Source organism: Joostella sp., from assembly GCF_048266025.1.
Lineage (GTDB): Bacteria > Bacteroidota > Bacteroidia > Flavobacteriales > Flavobacteriaceae > Galbibacter > Galbibacter atrarenae.
Genome location: NZ_JBLXAF010000003.1, coordinates 54,490 through 71,819, shown reverse-complemented (window position 1 = coordinate 71,819; position 17,330 = coordinate 54,490). Strand labels below are relative to the sequence as shown.

The following is a 17,330-nucleotide window of genomic DNA, read 5'->3' as shown; positions in this document are numbered from 1 at the left end:
AACAATTATTACGAATGAAAAAAATAATATATGCAGGGCTTTTCTTTGCGTTTGCTTGTAACAGTGCACAACAAAACGGTAGCACTACTTCAAAAGATACAACCGAAGAAAAATCTGATCGAGTTTCTTATGCCAATACCATAACGGAAGGTGAGTTAAAAGAACATCTATATACCTATGCTTCAGATGAATTTGAAGGAAGAAACACGGGAGATGAAGGACAAAAGAAAGCTGTAGAGTATTTAAAAAACGAGTATCTAAAGTTAGGAATTCCTGCTGCAAAAGGTGGCGATGATTATTTCCAAAATGTTCCTTTAGAAATTAGTGGAACTCCAGAAGGAACAATTTCTTACGGAGGTGATGATTTTGAGCTAGGAAATGGAATTATTACTTTTTCTTCTGTTGCAAATAAATCTTATGAATTGGTATATGCTGGTTTTGGTATCGATACTGACAAATATTCGGATTATAAAAATATTGATGTAAAAGGTAAATATGTCCTTATAAAAATTGGAGAGCCAGTAACCGATTATGGTTCTTATATTCTTACAGGAACTAAAGACCCTAGTGTTTGGTCTAATTGGAGAGAGACACTTTCTAAAAGAATAAAAATTGCGAAAGAAAAAGGTGCAGAAGGTGTTATTTATTATGATGATGCATACTACAATCGCTCTTTAAGAAGGTACAATCATTATCTAGAATCTGCTGACGGTGGAAGTATGAGTCTTAAAAGTGACGATGATAAACTAGCTACTTTCTTTGTTGACAAAAAAGCCGCTAAAAAATTATATGCTGATATCGATTCTAAAAATGACGCTAAAGTTTTAGATTCCAAAATATCTTTAAATATTGAAAATAAAACTGTAGATAAAAATTCTGAAAATGTAGTAGCTATTATAGAAGGAAAAAGTAAACCTGACGAATATCTTGTTATTTCTGCTCATTTAGATCATGTTGGTGTAGATGCAGATGGAAATGTTTTTAATGGTGCTGATGATGATGGAAGTGGTACAGTTGCTATTTTAGAAATTGCTGAAGCCTTTAAAAAAGCCGCTGACGAAGGAAATGGTCCAGAAAGATCAATCGTGTTTTTACATGTAACAGGAGAAGAAAAAGGACTTCTTGGTTCTGAGTATTACTCTGAACACCCTATCTTTCCGTTAGAAAAAACTGTTGCCGACTTAAATATAGACATGATTGGTAGAATTGATCCAAAAAGAGATGGAGACAGAAACTACATCTACTTAATTGGTTCTGATAAATTAAGTACGGAGTTACATGAAATTTCTGAAGAAGTAAATAAAAAGTACGCTAATATCGAATTAGATTATACTTATAATGATGACAATGATCCAAATCGTTTTTACTATAGAAGTGATCATTACAACTTTGCAAAGCATAATGTTCCTATTATATTTTACTTCAACGGAACACATGCAGATTACCATAAAATATCTGATACTCCAGACAAAATAAATTACGATTTACTAACAAACAGAGCTAAACTTGTATTCCAAACAGCATGGGAGGTTGCAAATAGACCTGAAAGAATTAAAGTAGACAAAGCAATGCCTACTAAATAATAATAGATAAACACATAAAAAAATCCCGTTGACTTTATAACCAACGGGATTTTTTATGCTCTAAACTTAAATTATATTTTAAATTCCCAACGTAGGTAAATGTTTTACCTTATGGTACGTTAATGCAGCTTTTATACAGCACTTTAATTCTTCTTCTGGTATCTTATCTTCCAATTTAAAAATAATTGCTCTATTGCCTTCAAATGTAAGCGTATTTCCAAAAAGTAACCTAAAAGTAGATACTAAACTACTACTACATTGAAAGTACATAGCATATTGGTCTGGAGATTTAGATTTCCAATCCATCCTAAGTGTGCTTCCTATCTTGGTAACATAACTAGGCTCCCCCCATTTTAAAGTCTCCTCTAACTTATCTATTGCCTCAACGCTATTTGCTGTATCTAATACTAGCTCACGAAGTGCTAGCATCTTACTTTTAACGGAAGCGGGATACTTATTAAAAACATTTTTAACTGCTGGATCAACGATAACTTCTAAATTCTCCATTTATTAATATTGAAAGAAACTATAAAAAACTATTCTCTTAAACTGAAGATTTAAATATACGGAAGCTTTTAAAATAAAGGTACAAAAAAAGGCCTCCTTTTAAGGAAGCCTTTTTGCTTTTGGGTGGAAGACCGGGTTCGAACCGGCGACCCTCGGTACCACAAACCGATGCTCTAACCAGCTGAGCTACAACCACCGTTTATTTCGGATGCAAATGTAAATCATTTTATCCCTTTTGCAAAGAAAAAATTATCTTTTTTACAACAAATTTCCTAACTCATTCACTCCCAGTAATCTTTCTGCAGTAAAACCTTCCGCATGCTCTACTCCTATTAACCTTCCTAAGTCTCTAGCACGATAATCTACACTATCAAAAAAGTTTTTACTGGTAATTGGTGTTTCTGGCTCTTTACTATTAGGATCAAAAAACTGAGAACTATATGCTTTAATGGCTTCTATTTTAATATCAATAAATCCATCTACATTCACTACAAAATCAGGAGTTATATTTTTCCATTGTATATAATGGTAAACAACTTTAGGTCTCCACGCTTGTTGAGTCTTTCCATCGATTGCTGTTTCTATCCTTTTTAAACCGCTTAAAAAGCATGCATCACTTACTAACTTGCTTCCTTTACCATGATCAATATGTCTATCGTCTACCGCATTACACAACACCATTTCTGGCTTGTACTTTCTAATCATTTTAATAACTTCCAACTGATGGGCTTTATCATTTACAAAAAAACCATCTGAAAAACATAAATTCTCACGAACTTCAATCCCAAGAATTTTAGCGGCATTAGCAGCCTCTTTATCTCTAATTTCCGCTGTACCTCTAGTTCCTAGTTCTCCCCTAGTTAAATCTACAACTCCTACGGTTTTCCCTAGTTTTATTTCTTTTGCAATTGTGGCCCCACATCCTAATTCTACATCATCAGGGTGAGCGCCAAATGCGAGTATATCTAATTTCATCTGTAATTCTTTTTCAATAAATTATAATTCAAAAATACATCAATCAATTCAAAGTGTAAGTTTTTATGGCTTAATTTAGTAACGGGTATAATAGAAAAGAGAAACCGCTTAAAGATGAAATGTGATTTTTCACTTTTAAGCGGTTTCTATATATTGATCTTAATAATTTTTTTTACAGCACAAACTTAACAAGCTTTGTCTTTCTCTTAAAAGGCTTAAGTTTCTTCTTCATTGACTTCTTGTAAGACTTAAAATTATCTTCTCCAAGAATATCAATTCCTTTCTTTTTGGTATCACTTTTAATATTCTTCAATTCAGAAATCTTACTTTCCTTATCCTTATCGCTATTTAGAACACTAGAGACTTTATCTACCATTCCAGAATTTAAATCTTTAAGTTCACTTGATTGGTCTGATGATAAGTTCAGTCCAATATCATCGAAACTATTCATAGTATTTAAAAAATCGGCTTTAGGGAAATCTGACTGAGCCTCGCTAGTGTTTACAAATAAAATACTGGCGACAAAAGCTAAAATAAGTGCTAAATTTTTCATTTTAAAAGTTTTATGTCCAACATTAATGTCAAATAAATATACAACATTATAGAATTATTTTCACCATAAGAGTAAAAATAATCATCAGATAAAACTTACAAAGAATATAAATTACTTAAAGACCTTTTTATATCTCCAATAACTTACGCCTCCTAAAACAAATACAAAGAATACTGTATAATAAACAAATATTGGCGTAATTACTTTATCTCCACTTGCATATGAATGTAATCCTGAAAGGTAAAAGTTAACACCAAAATATGTCATCATGATACTCGCAAATGCCAAAATACTAGCAAAGTTGTAAGCCCAACGACCACGTAAACCTGGTACAAGCCTCATATGAATTACAAAAGCATAAACCATAATACTTATAAGCGCCCATGTTTCTTTTGGATCCCAGCCCCAATATCTACCCCAACTCTCGTTAGCCCATTGCCCTCCTAGAAAGTTTCCAATAGTTAACATAACAAGACCTACAGTAAGCGCCAGTTCATTAATAATAGTAAGCTCTTGAATACTGAGCTCCATTTTAGATTTATTCTTCTTTGTAGTAAAAGTTATTAATAATAACGTTACAACACCTAAGATCATTCCTAATGTAAACGGTCCATAGCTTCCTACAATTACTGCTACGTGAATCATTAACCAATAACTATCTAAAACAGGTTGTAGATTTTCTATGGCAGGATCTATCCAATTCATGTGTGCTCCAAACAGTATAATTGCTGTTACAAAAGCTGTTGATGCAAGTGTAAGGTTACTTTTTCTAGCAAATAACAACCCTAATCCTATTGTACTCCAAGCCACATACAACACACTCTCATAAGCATTACTCCACGGCGCATGTCCACTAATATACCATCTTGCTGCTAATCCTAAAGTTTGTAGAGCAAACATGATAAAGATAGCTACTTTACATACGTTAATAATAATTCTGAGTGCTTTAGAATCTCTAAAAATCTGAATAATAATAGCGGTGAACATCACTAAACCTATAACCATATACCAGATTAAAAGCTCTTCGAAAATATTTAACTTATTATAAATAATCTCCGTTTGTATTTTTGTTTCTGAAGGCAATACCTCAGAACCATAGTTTTTTTGATTCTGTTTGAAAGCTTCTATAATTTTATCTGCTTGGGTATAATCTCCTGTGCTTTTAGCTTGTTGTAAAGCCATCACATAGAAAGATAAAGACTTGTTTATAAAATTAGCATAAAGTGAATCGTTAACTTTATAAGATTCATTTTTAAAAGCTGTTGCAGAAATCCATTTATTATTTTCATTGTCTGGCAACGGATAGATTCTAAGAATCTCCCCCCCTAGCGCTTGATTAACCAATCCTAGCTTTAAATCAAACTCTCTAAAACCTTTTTGAAATTGATTAGGTGTATTTGTAGCATATGCATCTTGAAGGTATGGAGACAATTTATATTCTACTCCATCGAAAAAGTCGACCGCTTTTACATACTCTTGATCTTTAGGAACGTCAATAACAGTTCTAATACTATCATTCTTACTGGTTATATATAGTAAGTCTACATTATACCATAATGCAGGATTCTGGATCATAGACACCAATACTTGATTAGCATCTAAATCTTCAAACGTATCAGACTTTCTTAGTTTTCTAAGCAATTCAGAAGCAAATGTATTCACAGGCTTCATCCTTCCTTTACTATCTTGAATAATTAACTCCCCAAACTTAGCTGCATGTTCTTTTGGAACTATTGTAGTTTGTAAAATAGAATCTATTTGGTGTTTTGTTGGCGGAGTAACATGTATGTGTTCTTCTTCTTTTACTTGCTGATCTTCTGGGTGGTCTATCGTTCCATGCATTGGAATGTTTTGAGTAAACCCACTAAAAACTGTAAAAAGGATTACAATAGTTGATAAAGTAGCTTTCTTTGCTTTTACTTTTTCTAACATCTCTCCTAATTTTATAAATCGCGTTTTTCCGAAGAACATAATTCCCATAAGTCCCGTGTATAATAAGAAATACCCTAAATAGGTAATCCAAGTTCCCCAATAATCATGATTTACAGAAAGTATTGTTCCCTTTTCATCTGGATCAAATCCTGACTGAAAGAAGCGATACCCGCCATGATCCAATACATGATTCATATAAATATCATAATCAAAAGTACGCTCGTCATTTACGGTAACTTTACTCATAAATGAAGAATATCCCTTCTCTGTACCTGGGTATTTTTCAGCAATAAAATCATTTAAAGTAATACTAAAAGGAAGGTCTTTTTTAATAGAACCAAAAGAAAGATGAAAGTCAAAATCACCAACGGTAACAGTCTTAGGGTTTGTAAGATGTCCTGATCCTCCTAAAACTTTAACTTGTTTCGTTTCTCCACCAGTAGTAATATCTAATATAATTGCGTCTTGCTGATTTTCATTTTTCTCTTTCGTTTCTACAACACCATATTCACCTTTTATCATTTGATCAGGAAAAACAAATTGCATTCCCGCTGTGTTATAAAGAGAACGATACATTAATTCTTGTACGCTGTCTTGAACTACAGTTCCTTGAAACTGATCTGCCATTCTCATAAAAGTACCTTCAAAAGGTGATTTTATAGTGCTCGCAGAATCGTTAACCGTAATATTTACAGCTCCTGGAGTTTCTTTATTTAAGGCGAATAATATATTATGAATATTGGCTACTTCTCCATCTTTCAAATAATGATCATGTCTGTTTCCTCCACCTGCTTCTACGATCTTAAGATAGTTATCACCATTCTCGGTTTCAATAAGTCCTTCTTCTGCTCCTTCAATAAAACCTGCGTAAGAAATTTTAAAAGGTTCTCCTTTAAAATCTGATTTCCATGGAAGCGAAGATTTTATAGCCTCACTAGTTACCATTATTTCATCTTGAAGAGGTTTTCTTAGTGGCTCACCATCTACATCTCCATCAACAAAAACACTAAGGTATTTTTGTTGCGTAAGAATATAATCCACTGAAGAACCTTCTCTAATAGGCATTGCCCCTTCGTAACCAATGTAACGGGTAACAAAAGCTCCCATTATGATCACTATAAAAGATAAGTGTAGTAAAAGTACTGCCCACTGTTCTTTCTGAAATAAACGATAACGCTTAATGTTACCAAGAAAATTTATAACAAAAAATAACATGATGAGTTCAAACCACCAAGTGTTATAAATCCAAATTTTAGAAGTTTCTGTACTGTACCAGTTTTCAATAAAAGTTCCTAGCGCCATTGATACTGCAAATGCAACAAAAAGGATAGCCATTAAACGAGTAGAAAATATAATTTTTTTAAGAGAATCTAACATCAGTATTATAGAGTTTTACCAATTGAATTTCAGTTCGCAAAAATAAGTCCTTTTTGTGATTTAAAACGTTAATTTAGAAGAATTATTAAGAACTTATAATCTACACTTAGTAATATTATAGCTTTATTTCTTTACAAAGACGATAACCGTCTATACAAATAAGCTTAAGAGACCTATTACCACTCATAGACTGCATAATAAACGTTTTGATAGTATGTTTAATACAGCTCACATTTCTTACATATAAATCTATCTTTAGAAAACGACATAGTGCTAATAATCGGCATTAAAAACTTCAAAATATTGGTGATAACTTTTATAATAACTAACTTTTTCTCCTTTTTAATCTCCAAAATGGTCACCATTACGTAATTTAGCAACATGTTAAAAATTGTGCTCCTAGGAGGAGGAAATATAGCGCATCATTTGTTTAGAGTTTTTAATGAAAATAACTCTATAAACGTAGTACAATGCTACAATCGATCGCTTTCTGCTATCAAAGTTTTCGAGGATAAAACACGTGTAACTAATGAGCTAGCAGACATTATTGAAGCAGATATTTATGTGATCGCTGTAAGTGACAATGCTATTGCTGATATTTCTAACGAGCTTCCTTTCTCTAACAAACTGGTTGTACATACTTCTGGCAATGTTTCTATGCTGGATTTAAATGAAAAGAATAAACGAGGTGTGTTTTATCCGTTGCAGTCTTTTTCTATTGATAAAGAGGTGAATTTTGAAGAAATCCCTATTTGTATTGAAGCTGAAAATGATACAGACCTAAAAATGCTACAAACATTAGCAGCATCTATTTCTAATAAAGTTTATAAAATTGATTCTAAACAACGAAAAGCTATTCATCTTTCCGCTGTATTTGTAAATAATTTTGTGAATCATATGTACCAAATAGGAAATGAAATCTGTAAGCAGAATGATATCCCTTTTGATATTCTACAGCCTCTTATTGAAGAAACTTCAGAAAAAATAAAAACACTTACTCCTGAAGAATCTCAAACAGGACCCGCAAAAAGAAACGATACAAAAACCATAAATTCGCATCTCGAATTACTAGAAAAAGATGCGCATAAAGAAATATACAAACTACTAACAACATCTATAATTAATAGCTATGGAAGAAAAGAGTTATAAAGAATACCTAGAACACATTACTACTTTTGTTTTTGATGTAGACGGCGTTTTAACAGACGGAATTATATCAATCACTTCAGACGGGCAATTACTAAGAACCATGAATGTAAAAGATGGTTATGCTATGAAAACTGCCTTAGATAAGGGTTATAATATTTGTATTATTTCTGGTGGAAGTAACGAAGGTGTTCGCTCAAGATTACGAGGATTAGGGATTACTGATATTCATTTAGGTGTGAGCAATAAAATAGATACACTTGATGAATATTTTGATGTCTATAATATTAAATCTGAAAATGTTCTTTATATGGGAGATGACATTCCAGATTACCATGTTATGAAAATGGTAGGAATGCCTTGTTGCCCAAATGATGCAGTTGCTGAAATTAAAGAGATTTCAAAATATATTTCTCATAAACAAGGTGGAAAAGGATGCGTTCGAGATGTGATTGAGCAAGTCCTGAAAGTACAGGGTAAGTGGAAAGATAGTTTTGATGCAAAAACCGACTAAAAAATTGTAATCGATAGGTTTTTATTTTGTAAAGCTTCAAACATTTTACTTTGTTCACTTTAATTAAATAATTAAAAATGATTTTAAACGACAGACTTAAAGATTATAACATTATCCTGGCTTCTGGTTCTCCTAGAAGGCAACAATTTATAAAAGACCTAGGTATTGAATTTGAGATCCGCTTAAAAGAAGTTGAAGAAGTATACCCTAAGCGATTATATAAATACGAAATTTCTGATTATCTAGCTCAGCTAAAATCGTTACCACATAAGGAGACACTCAAAGAGAATGATATTCTAATAACTTCGGATACTATTGTTTGGCACAACGAAGAAGCCCTTGGAAAGCCAAGAAGTAAAGAGGAAGCCATGGCTATGTTGAGATCGCTTTCTGGAAATATGCATGAAGTAATTACCTCTGTCTGTTTTACTACTAAAAAAATAGAAAAAACTATCAATCATATTACCAAAGTATATTTTAAAGAGCTTACAGAAGATGAAATTGAGTATTATGTAACCAATTACAAACCTTATGACAAAGCTGGTGGTTACGGAATTCAAGAATGGATTGGTCAAATAGGAATTATTAAAATTGAAGGTTCCTATGCAAATGTTGTTGGCTTGCCTGTTTATGAAGTTTATAAAGCTTTAAACTCCCTAGTAATAGAATAGTTTTTTGTAATTTTAAATTAAAGTAGGTTCAGATGAAAACAACAAAGTACTTATCTTTATTTTTAATTATAATTCTTGCTATCTCTGCCATTTATTGGGGATTTACAAGTACAGATACTAAAAAAGTTTCTCGAGAATTAACTGACGATTTCCGAAAATATTGGTTTTCTGGAGAGGCAGAAATCACCTCTTACGAGTTATCTCAAGCACGCTACGGAGAAGTTAGAGATGGAAAATCTGTACTTATTTTTGTGTCGGAGCCCTTTTTAAAAAATAAGCAAGTAAAAGCTGATAATCCATCTGACAATGATGTTACCGTTTTAAAGCTTAACAGTACTAAAAATTATATAACAGGCATTTATCCGTACTCAATAATGACGAGTACTTTTTTTCCTATTAGCTATCAAGATCATGCCATTAAAGTAACCAATACCGTTACAGAATGGTGCGGACAAGCCTATACACAAATTAACAATAGAGATAGATTTGAAGTTACTTCTCATTCTTATTTTGAAAATGAAGCTGACCAAAACTATAAAATAGAAGAAAGTCTTTTGGAAGATGAAATTTGGACACAAATAAGAATCAATCCTCAAGATTTACCAATAGGAAATATAGATCTTATCCCTTCATTAGAATACACCCGACTAAAACATATACCTGTTAAGAAGTTCAAAGCAGAAGCTTCTCTCGACAAAAAGGGCGCTTTATCTTCTTATAAAATCTATTATCCTAATTTAGAGAGAACACTTGTTATCAACTTCGAAACAAAATTTCCACACACTATTGATAATTGGCAAGAAACTTACAAAAGTGGCTTTGGAAAAGATGCTAAAAAACTGACATCCACAGCTAAAAAAATCAGAACAATTAAATCTGCTTATTGGTCAAAAAAATCTATAACTGATGTATCTTTGCGGGACTCATTAGGTTTATAATTTTATGACAGAATACTTAGTAATATACAAAGACGAAATAATAAGAACGCTTGTCGTTATTCTTATTCTATTTCTAGTTCGATTCTTACTTTTTAAAGCCATAAAAAAGGTAGGAAAAATTGGTGACATAGACAGAAATAGAACCTTACTTATCTTAAAGTATTTTAATACATTTATATTCATTGTTGGTGCCATTGTAATTAGTTTTATTTGGGGCTTAGACTTTAAAGATTTGGGTCTATTTTTCTCTTCCGCTTTTGCGGTAATTGGTGTTGCTTTTTTTGCTTCATGGTCTATATTAAGTAATGTTACAGCCGGAATTATTTTATTCTTTTCATTCCCTTTTAAAATTGGAGATCGTATTAGAATTCAAGATAAAGACTTCCCTTCAGAAGCAATTATTGAGGATATAAAAGCATTCCATTTACATTTACGCACAGATGACGGAGAACTTATTACCTACCCCAATAGTTTAATGCTACAAAAGGGAATTGTTGTAATTAACAAACCAGATCGTGAAGATGATGGTGCCAGTACGCTATAATAATTTGCTTATTAACTTTCAACAACAGTTTAAAAATTTATAACTGCTAGTTCTGTTCTTCCTATTATAACAAATGATTATATTTGGTTTTTTCAATAATCATAACATTTATAATGAAAAGAACTACACTTCTAAGCTTACTTCTATTAACAAGTTTTTGCTTCACGCAAGCACAAAAAAATAACAATTCTAAATTATCTATCAAGCAGATTATGCAAGGGGACAATTTTGTTGGTCATTTACCTTCAAATGCCCATTGGTCTGCTGACGGAAAAAACATCCTCTTTAATTGGAATCCAGAAAATGCATTCAGCGATTCGCTATATACATATAATACAGCTTCAGAAACAACAAAAAAAGTAGGTTTTGAGGCTTCTTATAACCTTCCTTCTCCTTACGGGATTTATAACAACGATAAATCAAAAAAAATATACAGTAAGAATGGTGATGTTTATATGACGACAATCGCTTCCGGAGAAATCATTCAAATTACCAATACTCAAGATTACGAAGGGAATGTTCATTTTACTAACAATGAACAGCAAATAGCATATGTCAGTAATAAAAATATTTATACCTGGGATATAAAAACTGGAGTAACAAAACAAATTACCGATTTCAATAACGGAAAAGAGAAAGACGGGAATAAAAGAGATGAAAAAGATGAATGGCTACACCAAGACCAATTAGCTCTTTTCGATGTTTTAAGTGAACGCAAAGCTAAAAAAGATAGACAGGATTATTTTGATAAAAAGGAAGCTCTAAAAGCTCCTCTTCCAATTTATTCTGAAGGTAAATCTATTCAAAACCAACATATAAGTCCAGATGGGAAGTATGTAAGCTACTTAATGGTAGAAAGGGAAGACAATAAAGGGACTATTACCCCACATTACGTTACAGAATCTGGCTATACTGAAGATCAACACACACGATCTAAAGTAGGAAATAAGCCCGATACATATGAGCTTTTTATATATGATATTGAAAACAGAAAAACATATCCTGTTGCATTAGACAATCTTGAAGGATTGGATTATATCCCTGAATACACTAAAGATTATCCTGATAAAACATATAAAAATGATAATAGAATAGGATATATAAGTGGCCCTATTTGGAATAAAGACGGTAGTAAAGCTGTTTTAGACATCAATACGAACGACTATAAAGACCGATGGATTGTTTTATTAAACACGGAAGATGGTACAGTAACTAATTTGGATCACCAGCATGATATCGCTTGGATTGCAGGACCTGGAATTGGTGGTTATCGAGGTGGTGAACTAGGATGGATGCCAGATGATAAAAGTATATGGTTTCAATCGGAAAAAACTGGATATTCACATCTTTATACTTTAAATACAACTAATAAAAAATCAAAAGCGCTAACTTCTGGGGATTTTGAAATTTATAACCCTAAAATCGCTAACGATAAGAAGCATTGGTATTTTACAGCAAACAAAACGCATCCTGGAGATCGTCAATTTTATAGAATGTCTTTAAATGGCGGGAAAATGGAGCAATTAACTTCCAAGACAGGAAGAAATGATGTCACGCTTTCTCCTGATGAAAAGCAAATGGCTATCCTCTACTCTTACGCCAATCAACCTACGGAATTGTATATAAAGGAAAATCCAATTTATAATAAAAATGCCGTTGCAAAACAAGTAACACATTCTACAACCAAAGATTTTGAAGCGTACGATTGGAGAGCTCCAGAGTTCATAACTTTTAAAGCAAATGATGGTGCTAACGTACACGCAAGAATCTACAAACCAGCTACAGAAGTAAAAAATAAAGGGGCAATAATCTTTGTTCACGGTGCTGGGTATTTACAGAATGCACATAAATGGTGGAGTTCTTACTTTCGTGAATATATGTTTCATAATATTTTAGTTGATAACGGATACACTGTTTTGGATATTGATTACCGTGGAAGCGCAGGATATGGTAGAGATTGGCGTACAGGCATCTACAGACATATGGGAGGAAAAGATTTAAGCGATCAGGTAGACGGTGCGGCTTATTTGGTAAATGAACATGGAATTGATAAAGATAAAATTGGAATTTATGGAGGTTCTTATGGTGGATTTATTACACTAATGGGAATGTTTAATGAAGCTGATACTTTTACGGCTGGTGCTGCAATAAGATCTGTAGGAGATTGGGCAGCTTACAATCATGGCTATACAGCTCGTATTTTAAATACTCCAACAACAGATAGCCTTGCATACAGAAAAAGCTCTCCTATATATTTTGCTGATGGTTTGGAAGGAGATTTACTTATTTTACACGGAATGGTAGATGATAATGTGCATTTCCAAGATATGGTACGCCTTTCTCAAAAACTTATCGAGCTAGGAAAAACCAATTGGGAAATGGCTGTTTATCCAGTAGAAAGGCATGGTTTTGTAGAGCCTAGTAGTTGGACAGATGAATATACTAGAATTTTCAACCTGTTTAATGAAAGTCTTTTAGGAAAGAAAAACTAAATTATTTCTGTCCTGAATAAAAAAAGGATTCGATTTCTCAGCTATTAGAGAGATCGGATCCTTTTTTATTGATACTAAAATTACTTAGCTGAATCTTGATTTGAAAAAATCAGAAAGCTTCTTTATTAATAGATTTTAAAATCTGCAATACGCACTGTATTATGTTGTTTTGATACTTTATTAATTTCAACTTTAATAGCTTTTGTTTCTACTGCGTTTTTAAAAGTCACCTTTCTTTCTATCGGATTGTTATCTATATTCCCAAACGAACCATTTGCAAGAGCCTTCCACTCTCCACTTTCATCGAGACCATAAATTACATACTCCTCTATTCTACCTCCAACTGATGGATCTTTAGAAGGAGGGACGTATCCAAAACCACTAACCGTTGTGCTTCGAGGAAAATTAATAACAAAAAAGGTATTCCCTTTTTTACTTTCAGGTAGTTCCGCAACAGTATCAGGGTTATCATCTAAACAATAATCCATATTTTTCCCCTTAGAAATATCCCATTCATCAGGTAAAATACTAAAGGTTTTTCTCGTCTCTTGAATAAAGTTATCTTTTTCAGAATTTACAGCTATTGCTCTTACTACTCCGCCATTTCGCAATTCGAACGGCGACTCATAAAGCACTCCACTCTCTTGCGGACTGCTTCCATCTACGGTGTAAAGTACTTTCGTAGAAGCTCCATCAATTGAAACTCTCCCTTTTTTATCTCTATCCACAGAAACCAACGGAGACAATGGTGGAGCTACGTATAATCGTACAGTTGATAAACTTGGACTATTTCTGCTATCTGTTATTCTAATTCGTAAGCTATCCGTTTGGGTATTTGGAACTTTTAAGAAACGACGAATCCCAATAGTAGTTCCATTACCAATAGTCTCCCATTTATCATTTATATAAGCGTCAATCTCAAATTTTTCTACACGTTGTCCAAAATCTACAACATTCTCCTGTAATTCTACAACATTAAAATTTTGACTACCATAAAGTTTTAATGTAATTGTTCCTGTACTTTTACCTTCTGGTGCAACCCAAGATGTTCTTATATCATCATCAAAAAGATAATTTCCAGCATATCCTCCTTCTCTAGTTTCTGTTGCAGACGCAACTGCTCCATTAGCATAGTTATGCTTTTTCATCTCTTTAATATATTCTCCAAACTTCGTAAGTAAAAGAACATCTTCATCTGGAATCAGACCTCTATTATCTGGAGATAAATTAACTAAAAGATTACTATTCTGACCAACAGTTTCAAAATAGGAATTAATCATATAATCCAAGCCTCTATTGTGTTGACCTGGTTTCCAAAACCACTGTACTCTAACAGGCAACCCTCCCCTTGCAGGATACCATGCTAATTGCTCATAATTTTTAATTTCTTCTACACTTCCTAAAGTTGGTTTTGTTAATGGTACGCCACTGTCGTATCCCGAAAAATCGGCTTCCATACTCTCTATTCCTTGAACGCTCCATTCGGTAAAGCGTCCTTTTCCTGCCTCATTACCAACCCATCTAATATCTGGGGCAGCACCAGAAATTAATGCTTGCGGTTGTATATCTCGAATAAGCTTATAAACTCTAGGCCAATCAATTTTCATTTTTACTCCACTTGTCTTTTCATCGAGTCCAGCTCCATCAAACCATACCAAGTCTATATTTCCATAATTGGTTAATAATTCTGTTAATTCATTAACCATAAGATCATTATAAGAGTCTTCACCATAAGGTGCTTGTTTATCCCAAGGTGAATAATAAATACTTGTTTTAATTCCCTGTTTTCTACAAGCGTCCATAAATTCTTTTACTACATCTCCTTTTCCATCTTTCCATGGAGTTTTCGCTATGGTACGTTCTCTAAATTTACTTGGCCATAAAGTAAAACCATCATGGTGTTTACAAACCAAAATAACAGAGGTGATTCCAGCACTTTTAAAAGTACTTACCCATTGGTCTGTATCGAGTTCTTTAGGATTAAATATATTTAAATCCTCTTTTCCTGAACCCCATTGCATTCCTGTAAACGTATTTAAGTTGAAATGTACAAAACCTAACATTTCATAATTTTGCCATCTCAATTGACGAGCAGAAGGTCTCACCATAGAGGACAATTTAGATGCTTCAGCTTCCGATACATTCTTTGGAACAGCAACAGAGACTCCATCGTAATATGAATTCTTTATTAGGTTTGTAGTCTCATTCTCAACTTTAGATTGTGAAAATCCTCCAAAAAAAGACAGGAAGATTAATAATGTAGAAATAGATTTAAACATGTATAGTAATTGGTTGATTTATATTTGAAGCAATTTATAAAATTAAAGTTACAATTACTTTTATAAAGTCTGTAATACTAAACTCATTCATATAAACTATTTGACGTCTATGCTATAAATTATAAATCTTAAAATAGTAATTTCCTACCGTAATAAATGGTTATTCTCTAACGAAAACAGTAATTTTATACCCTAAACCTGAACAGATGTCAGTAGCAAAAAAAGAATACAAAAGAATTACAGTAAAGTCGTTGGTTGAAATGAAGCAAAACGGCGAGAAAATTTCTATGCTAACGGCCTACGATTATTCGATGGCAAAAATTGTAGACGGCGCTGGTATCGATGTGATTTTAGTTGGAGATTCTGCTAGTAATGTTATGGCTGGTCATGAAACTACACTTCCTATCACATTAGATCAAATGATATATCATGCATCTTCTGTTATTAGAGCTGTAAATAGAGCTTTGGTTGTTGTAGACCTCCCTTTTGGAAGTTACCAATCGGATCCTAAAGAAGCATTACGTTCTGCTATTAGAATAATGAAAGAAAGTGGTGCTCATGCAGTAAAGTTAGAAGGTGGTAAAGAAATTAAAGAATCTACAAAGCGAATTTTAAATGCTGGAATCCCTATCATGGGGCATTTAGGACTCACTCCACAATCAATATATAAATTTGGAACATATACCGTTCGAGCAAAAGAGGAAGAAGAAGCCAAAAAGCTAAAAGAAGATGCTAAAATGCTTGAGAAAGCTGGTTGCTTCGCTATTGTTTTAGAGAAAATCCCAGCAAAGCTTGCAAAAGAAGTGGCAGCATCTGTTTCTATTCCTATTATTGGAATTGGAGCTGGTAATGGTGTTGATGGACAAGTATTAGTATTGCATGATCTTTTAGGGATGACACACGAATTCCATCCACGTTTTTTAAGACGTTATTTAAATCTATATGATGATATGACAAATGCTATATCTCAATATGTTGACGACGTGAAAAGTAAGGATTTCCCTAACGACGAAGAACAATATTAAACTTGAAGTGATAGGCCGTTATATTTAAAAATAACTTCACAATCATCTCAATAAACCTAATCTTCATCATTTAAAAGCTAATACGAAGCGAATGAGTAAGCATTCAACCAAAGAAAATCTCCAAGTTCTTTACGAAGACAACCATGTTATTATTATTAATAAGCGTGCAGGAGACATTGTTCAAGGTGATAAGACTGGCGACAAACCACTTTCTGAAGTTGTAAAAGAATATATAAAAGATAAATACAATAAACCTGGAAACGTATATTTAGGTGTGGTACACCGCTTGGATAGACCGACCAGTGGTATTGTTTTATTTTCAAAAACGTCCAAGGCATTACCAAGACTAAATAAGCTTTTTAAAGAGAAAGATGCTAAAAAAACATATTGGGCGATTGTAAAAAATAAACCTGAAAAAGAATCTGATAAGCTGATACATTGGATGAAACGAAATCCAAAGCAGAATAAGTCTTACGCTCATAAAAATGAGGTTCCAGACAGCAAGAAAGCAATTTTAGATTATACCATCATAAAAAGCCTTAACAATTATTATTTATTGGAAATTAACCTAGAAACGGGACGTCATCATCAGATAAGATCTCAACTTTCTTCTATTGGCTGCCCTATAAAAGGCGATTTAAAATACAATTTCGACCGAAGTAATAAAGATGGGAGTATAAGTTTACACGCTAGAAAACTAGAGTTTGAACACCCTGTTAAAAAAGAACTTATAAGTGTTACCGCTCCCCTACCCAAAGATCCATTATGGGATGCATGCACATAGATTTTTTTAC

14 protein-coding genes and 1 tRNA gene are annotated in these 17,330 nt (G+C 33.0%); 9 read left to right on the top strand and 6 right to left on the bottom strand.

Translation table 11 applies throughout. The annotated features are described in order from the left end of the window. Positions 1-14 precede the first annotated feature (14 nt). On the top strand, positions 15-1,583 hold the full coding sequence (locus ACN0TY_RS08000) for a M28 family peptidase (protein ID WP_417444048.1): 1,569 nt from the start codon (positions 15-17) through the stop codon (positions 1,581-1,583). A 78-nt stretch (positions 1,584-1,661) separates the two neighbouring features. On the opposite strand, the gene ACN0TY_RS07995 is transcribed toward ACN0TY_RS08000, so the two are convergent. From ACN0TY_RS07995 to ccsA, 5 genes are all read right to left on the bottom strand, one after another. Continuing rightward, on the bottom strand, positions 1,662-2,090 hold the full coding sequence (locus tag ACN0TY_RS07995) for a DUF1801 domain-containing protein (RefSeq protein ID WP_417444047.1): 429 nt from the start codon (positions 2,088-2,090) through the stop codon (positions 1,662-1,664). A 121-nt stretch (positions 2,091-2,211) separates the two neighbouring features. After that, positions 2,212-2,287, bottom strand: a tRNA-His gene (locus ACN0TY_RS07990). Positions 2,288-2,348: 61 nt separating this feature from the next. Then, a complete protein-coding gene (gene bshB1, locus ACN0TY_RS07985) occupies positions 2,349-3,065 on the bottom strand; it encodes a bacillithiol biosynthesis deacetylase BshB1 (RefSeq protein ID WP_417444046.1) in 717 nt (238 codons plus the stop codon). Positions 3,066-3,237: 172 nt separating this feature from the next. After that, complete coding sequence (locus ACN0TY_RS07980; RefSeq protein WP_417444045.1) at positions 3,238-3,618, bottom strand: hypothetical protein; 381 nt, start codon at positions 3,616-3,618, stop codon at positions 3,238-3,240. Positions 3,619-3,729: 111 nt separating this feature from the next. Next, complete coding sequence (ccsA, locus tag ACN0TY_RS07975) at positions 3,730-6,927, bottom strand: cytochrome c biogenesis protein CcsA (protein WP_417444044.1); 3,198 nt, start codon at positions 6,925-6,927, stop codon at positions 3,730-3,732. A 381-nt stretch (positions 6,928-7,308) separates the two neighbouring features. Between ccsA and ACN0TY_RS07970 the strand changes: the two genes are divergently transcribed. From ACN0TY_RS07970 to ACN0TY_RS07945, 6 genes are all read left to right on the top strand, one after another. After that, positions 7,309-8,076: a Rossmann-like and DUF2520 domain-containing protein gene (locus ACN0TY_RS07970; protein WP_417444043.1), complete on the top strand. Its 768-nt coding sequence runs from the start codon at positions 7,309-7,311 to the stop codon at positions 8,074-8,076. Then, positions 8,057-8,587, top strand: coding sequence for a KdsC family phosphatase (locus ACN0TY_RS07965; protein WP_236959703.1), 531 nt, complete (start codon positions 8,057-8,059; stop codon positions 8,585-8,587). Before ACN0TY_RS07970 ends, ACN0TY_RS07965 begins: the two co-directional genes overlap by 20 nt. A 77-nt stretch (positions 8,588-8,664) precedes the next feature. After that, positions 8,665-9,258, top strand: a complete 594-nt coding sequence (locus ACN0TY_RS07960) for a Maf family nucleotide pyrophosphatase (protein ID WP_236959704.1) — start codon at positions 8,665-8,667, stop codon at positions 9,256-9,258. A gap of 32 nt (positions 9,259-9,290) precedes the next feature. Continuing rightward, complete coding sequence (locus tag ACN0TY_RS07955; RefSeq protein ID WP_417444042.1) at positions 9,291-10,196, top strand: septum formation inhibitor Maf; 906 nt, start codon at positions 9,291-9,293, stop codon at positions 10,194-10,196. Between the two features lie 4 nt (positions 10,197-10,200). Continuing rightward, positions 10,201-10,740, top strand: coding sequence for a mechanosensitive ion channel domain-containing protein (locus ACN0TY_RS07950; RefSeq protein ID WP_236959706.1), 540 nt, complete (start codon positions 10,201-10,203; stop codon positions 10,738-10,740). A gap of 113 nt (positions 10,741-10,853) precedes the next feature. Beyond that, positions 10,854-13,232: a prolyl oligopeptidase family serine peptidase gene (locus ACN0TY_RS07945; protein WP_417444041.1), complete on the top strand. Its 2,379-nt coding sequence runs from the start codon at positions 10,854-10,856 to the stop codon at positions 13,230-13,232. Positions 13,233-13,357: 125 nt separating this feature from the next. On the opposite strand, the gene ACN0TY_RS07940 is transcribed toward ACN0TY_RS07945, so the two are convergent. Beyond that, a complete protein-coding gene (locus tag ACN0TY_RS07940) occupies positions 13,358-15,511 on the bottom strand; it encodes an alpha-L-fucosidase (protein WP_417444040.1) in 2,154 nt (717 codons plus the stop codon). Positions 15,512-15,717: 206 nt separating this feature from the next. On the opposite strand from ACN0TY_RS07940, the gene panB reads away from it, so the two are divergent. After that, the gene (panB, locus tag ACN0TY_RS07935; protein WP_236959709.1) at positions 15,718-16,536 is read left to right on the top strand and encodes a 3-methyl-2-oxobutanoate hydroxymethyltransferase; all 819 of its coding nucleotides are present in this window, start codon (positions 15,718-15,720) and stop codon (positions 16,534-16,536) included. A gap of 91 nt (positions 16,537-16,627) precedes the next feature. Then, positions 16,628-17,320, top strand: a complete 693-nt coding sequence (locus ACN0TY_RS07930; RefSeq protein ID WP_417444039.1) for an RluA family pseudouridine synthase — start codon at positions 16,628-16,630, stop codon at positions 17,318-17,320. The last annotated feature ends 10 nt before the right edge of the window (positions 17,321-17,330 follow it).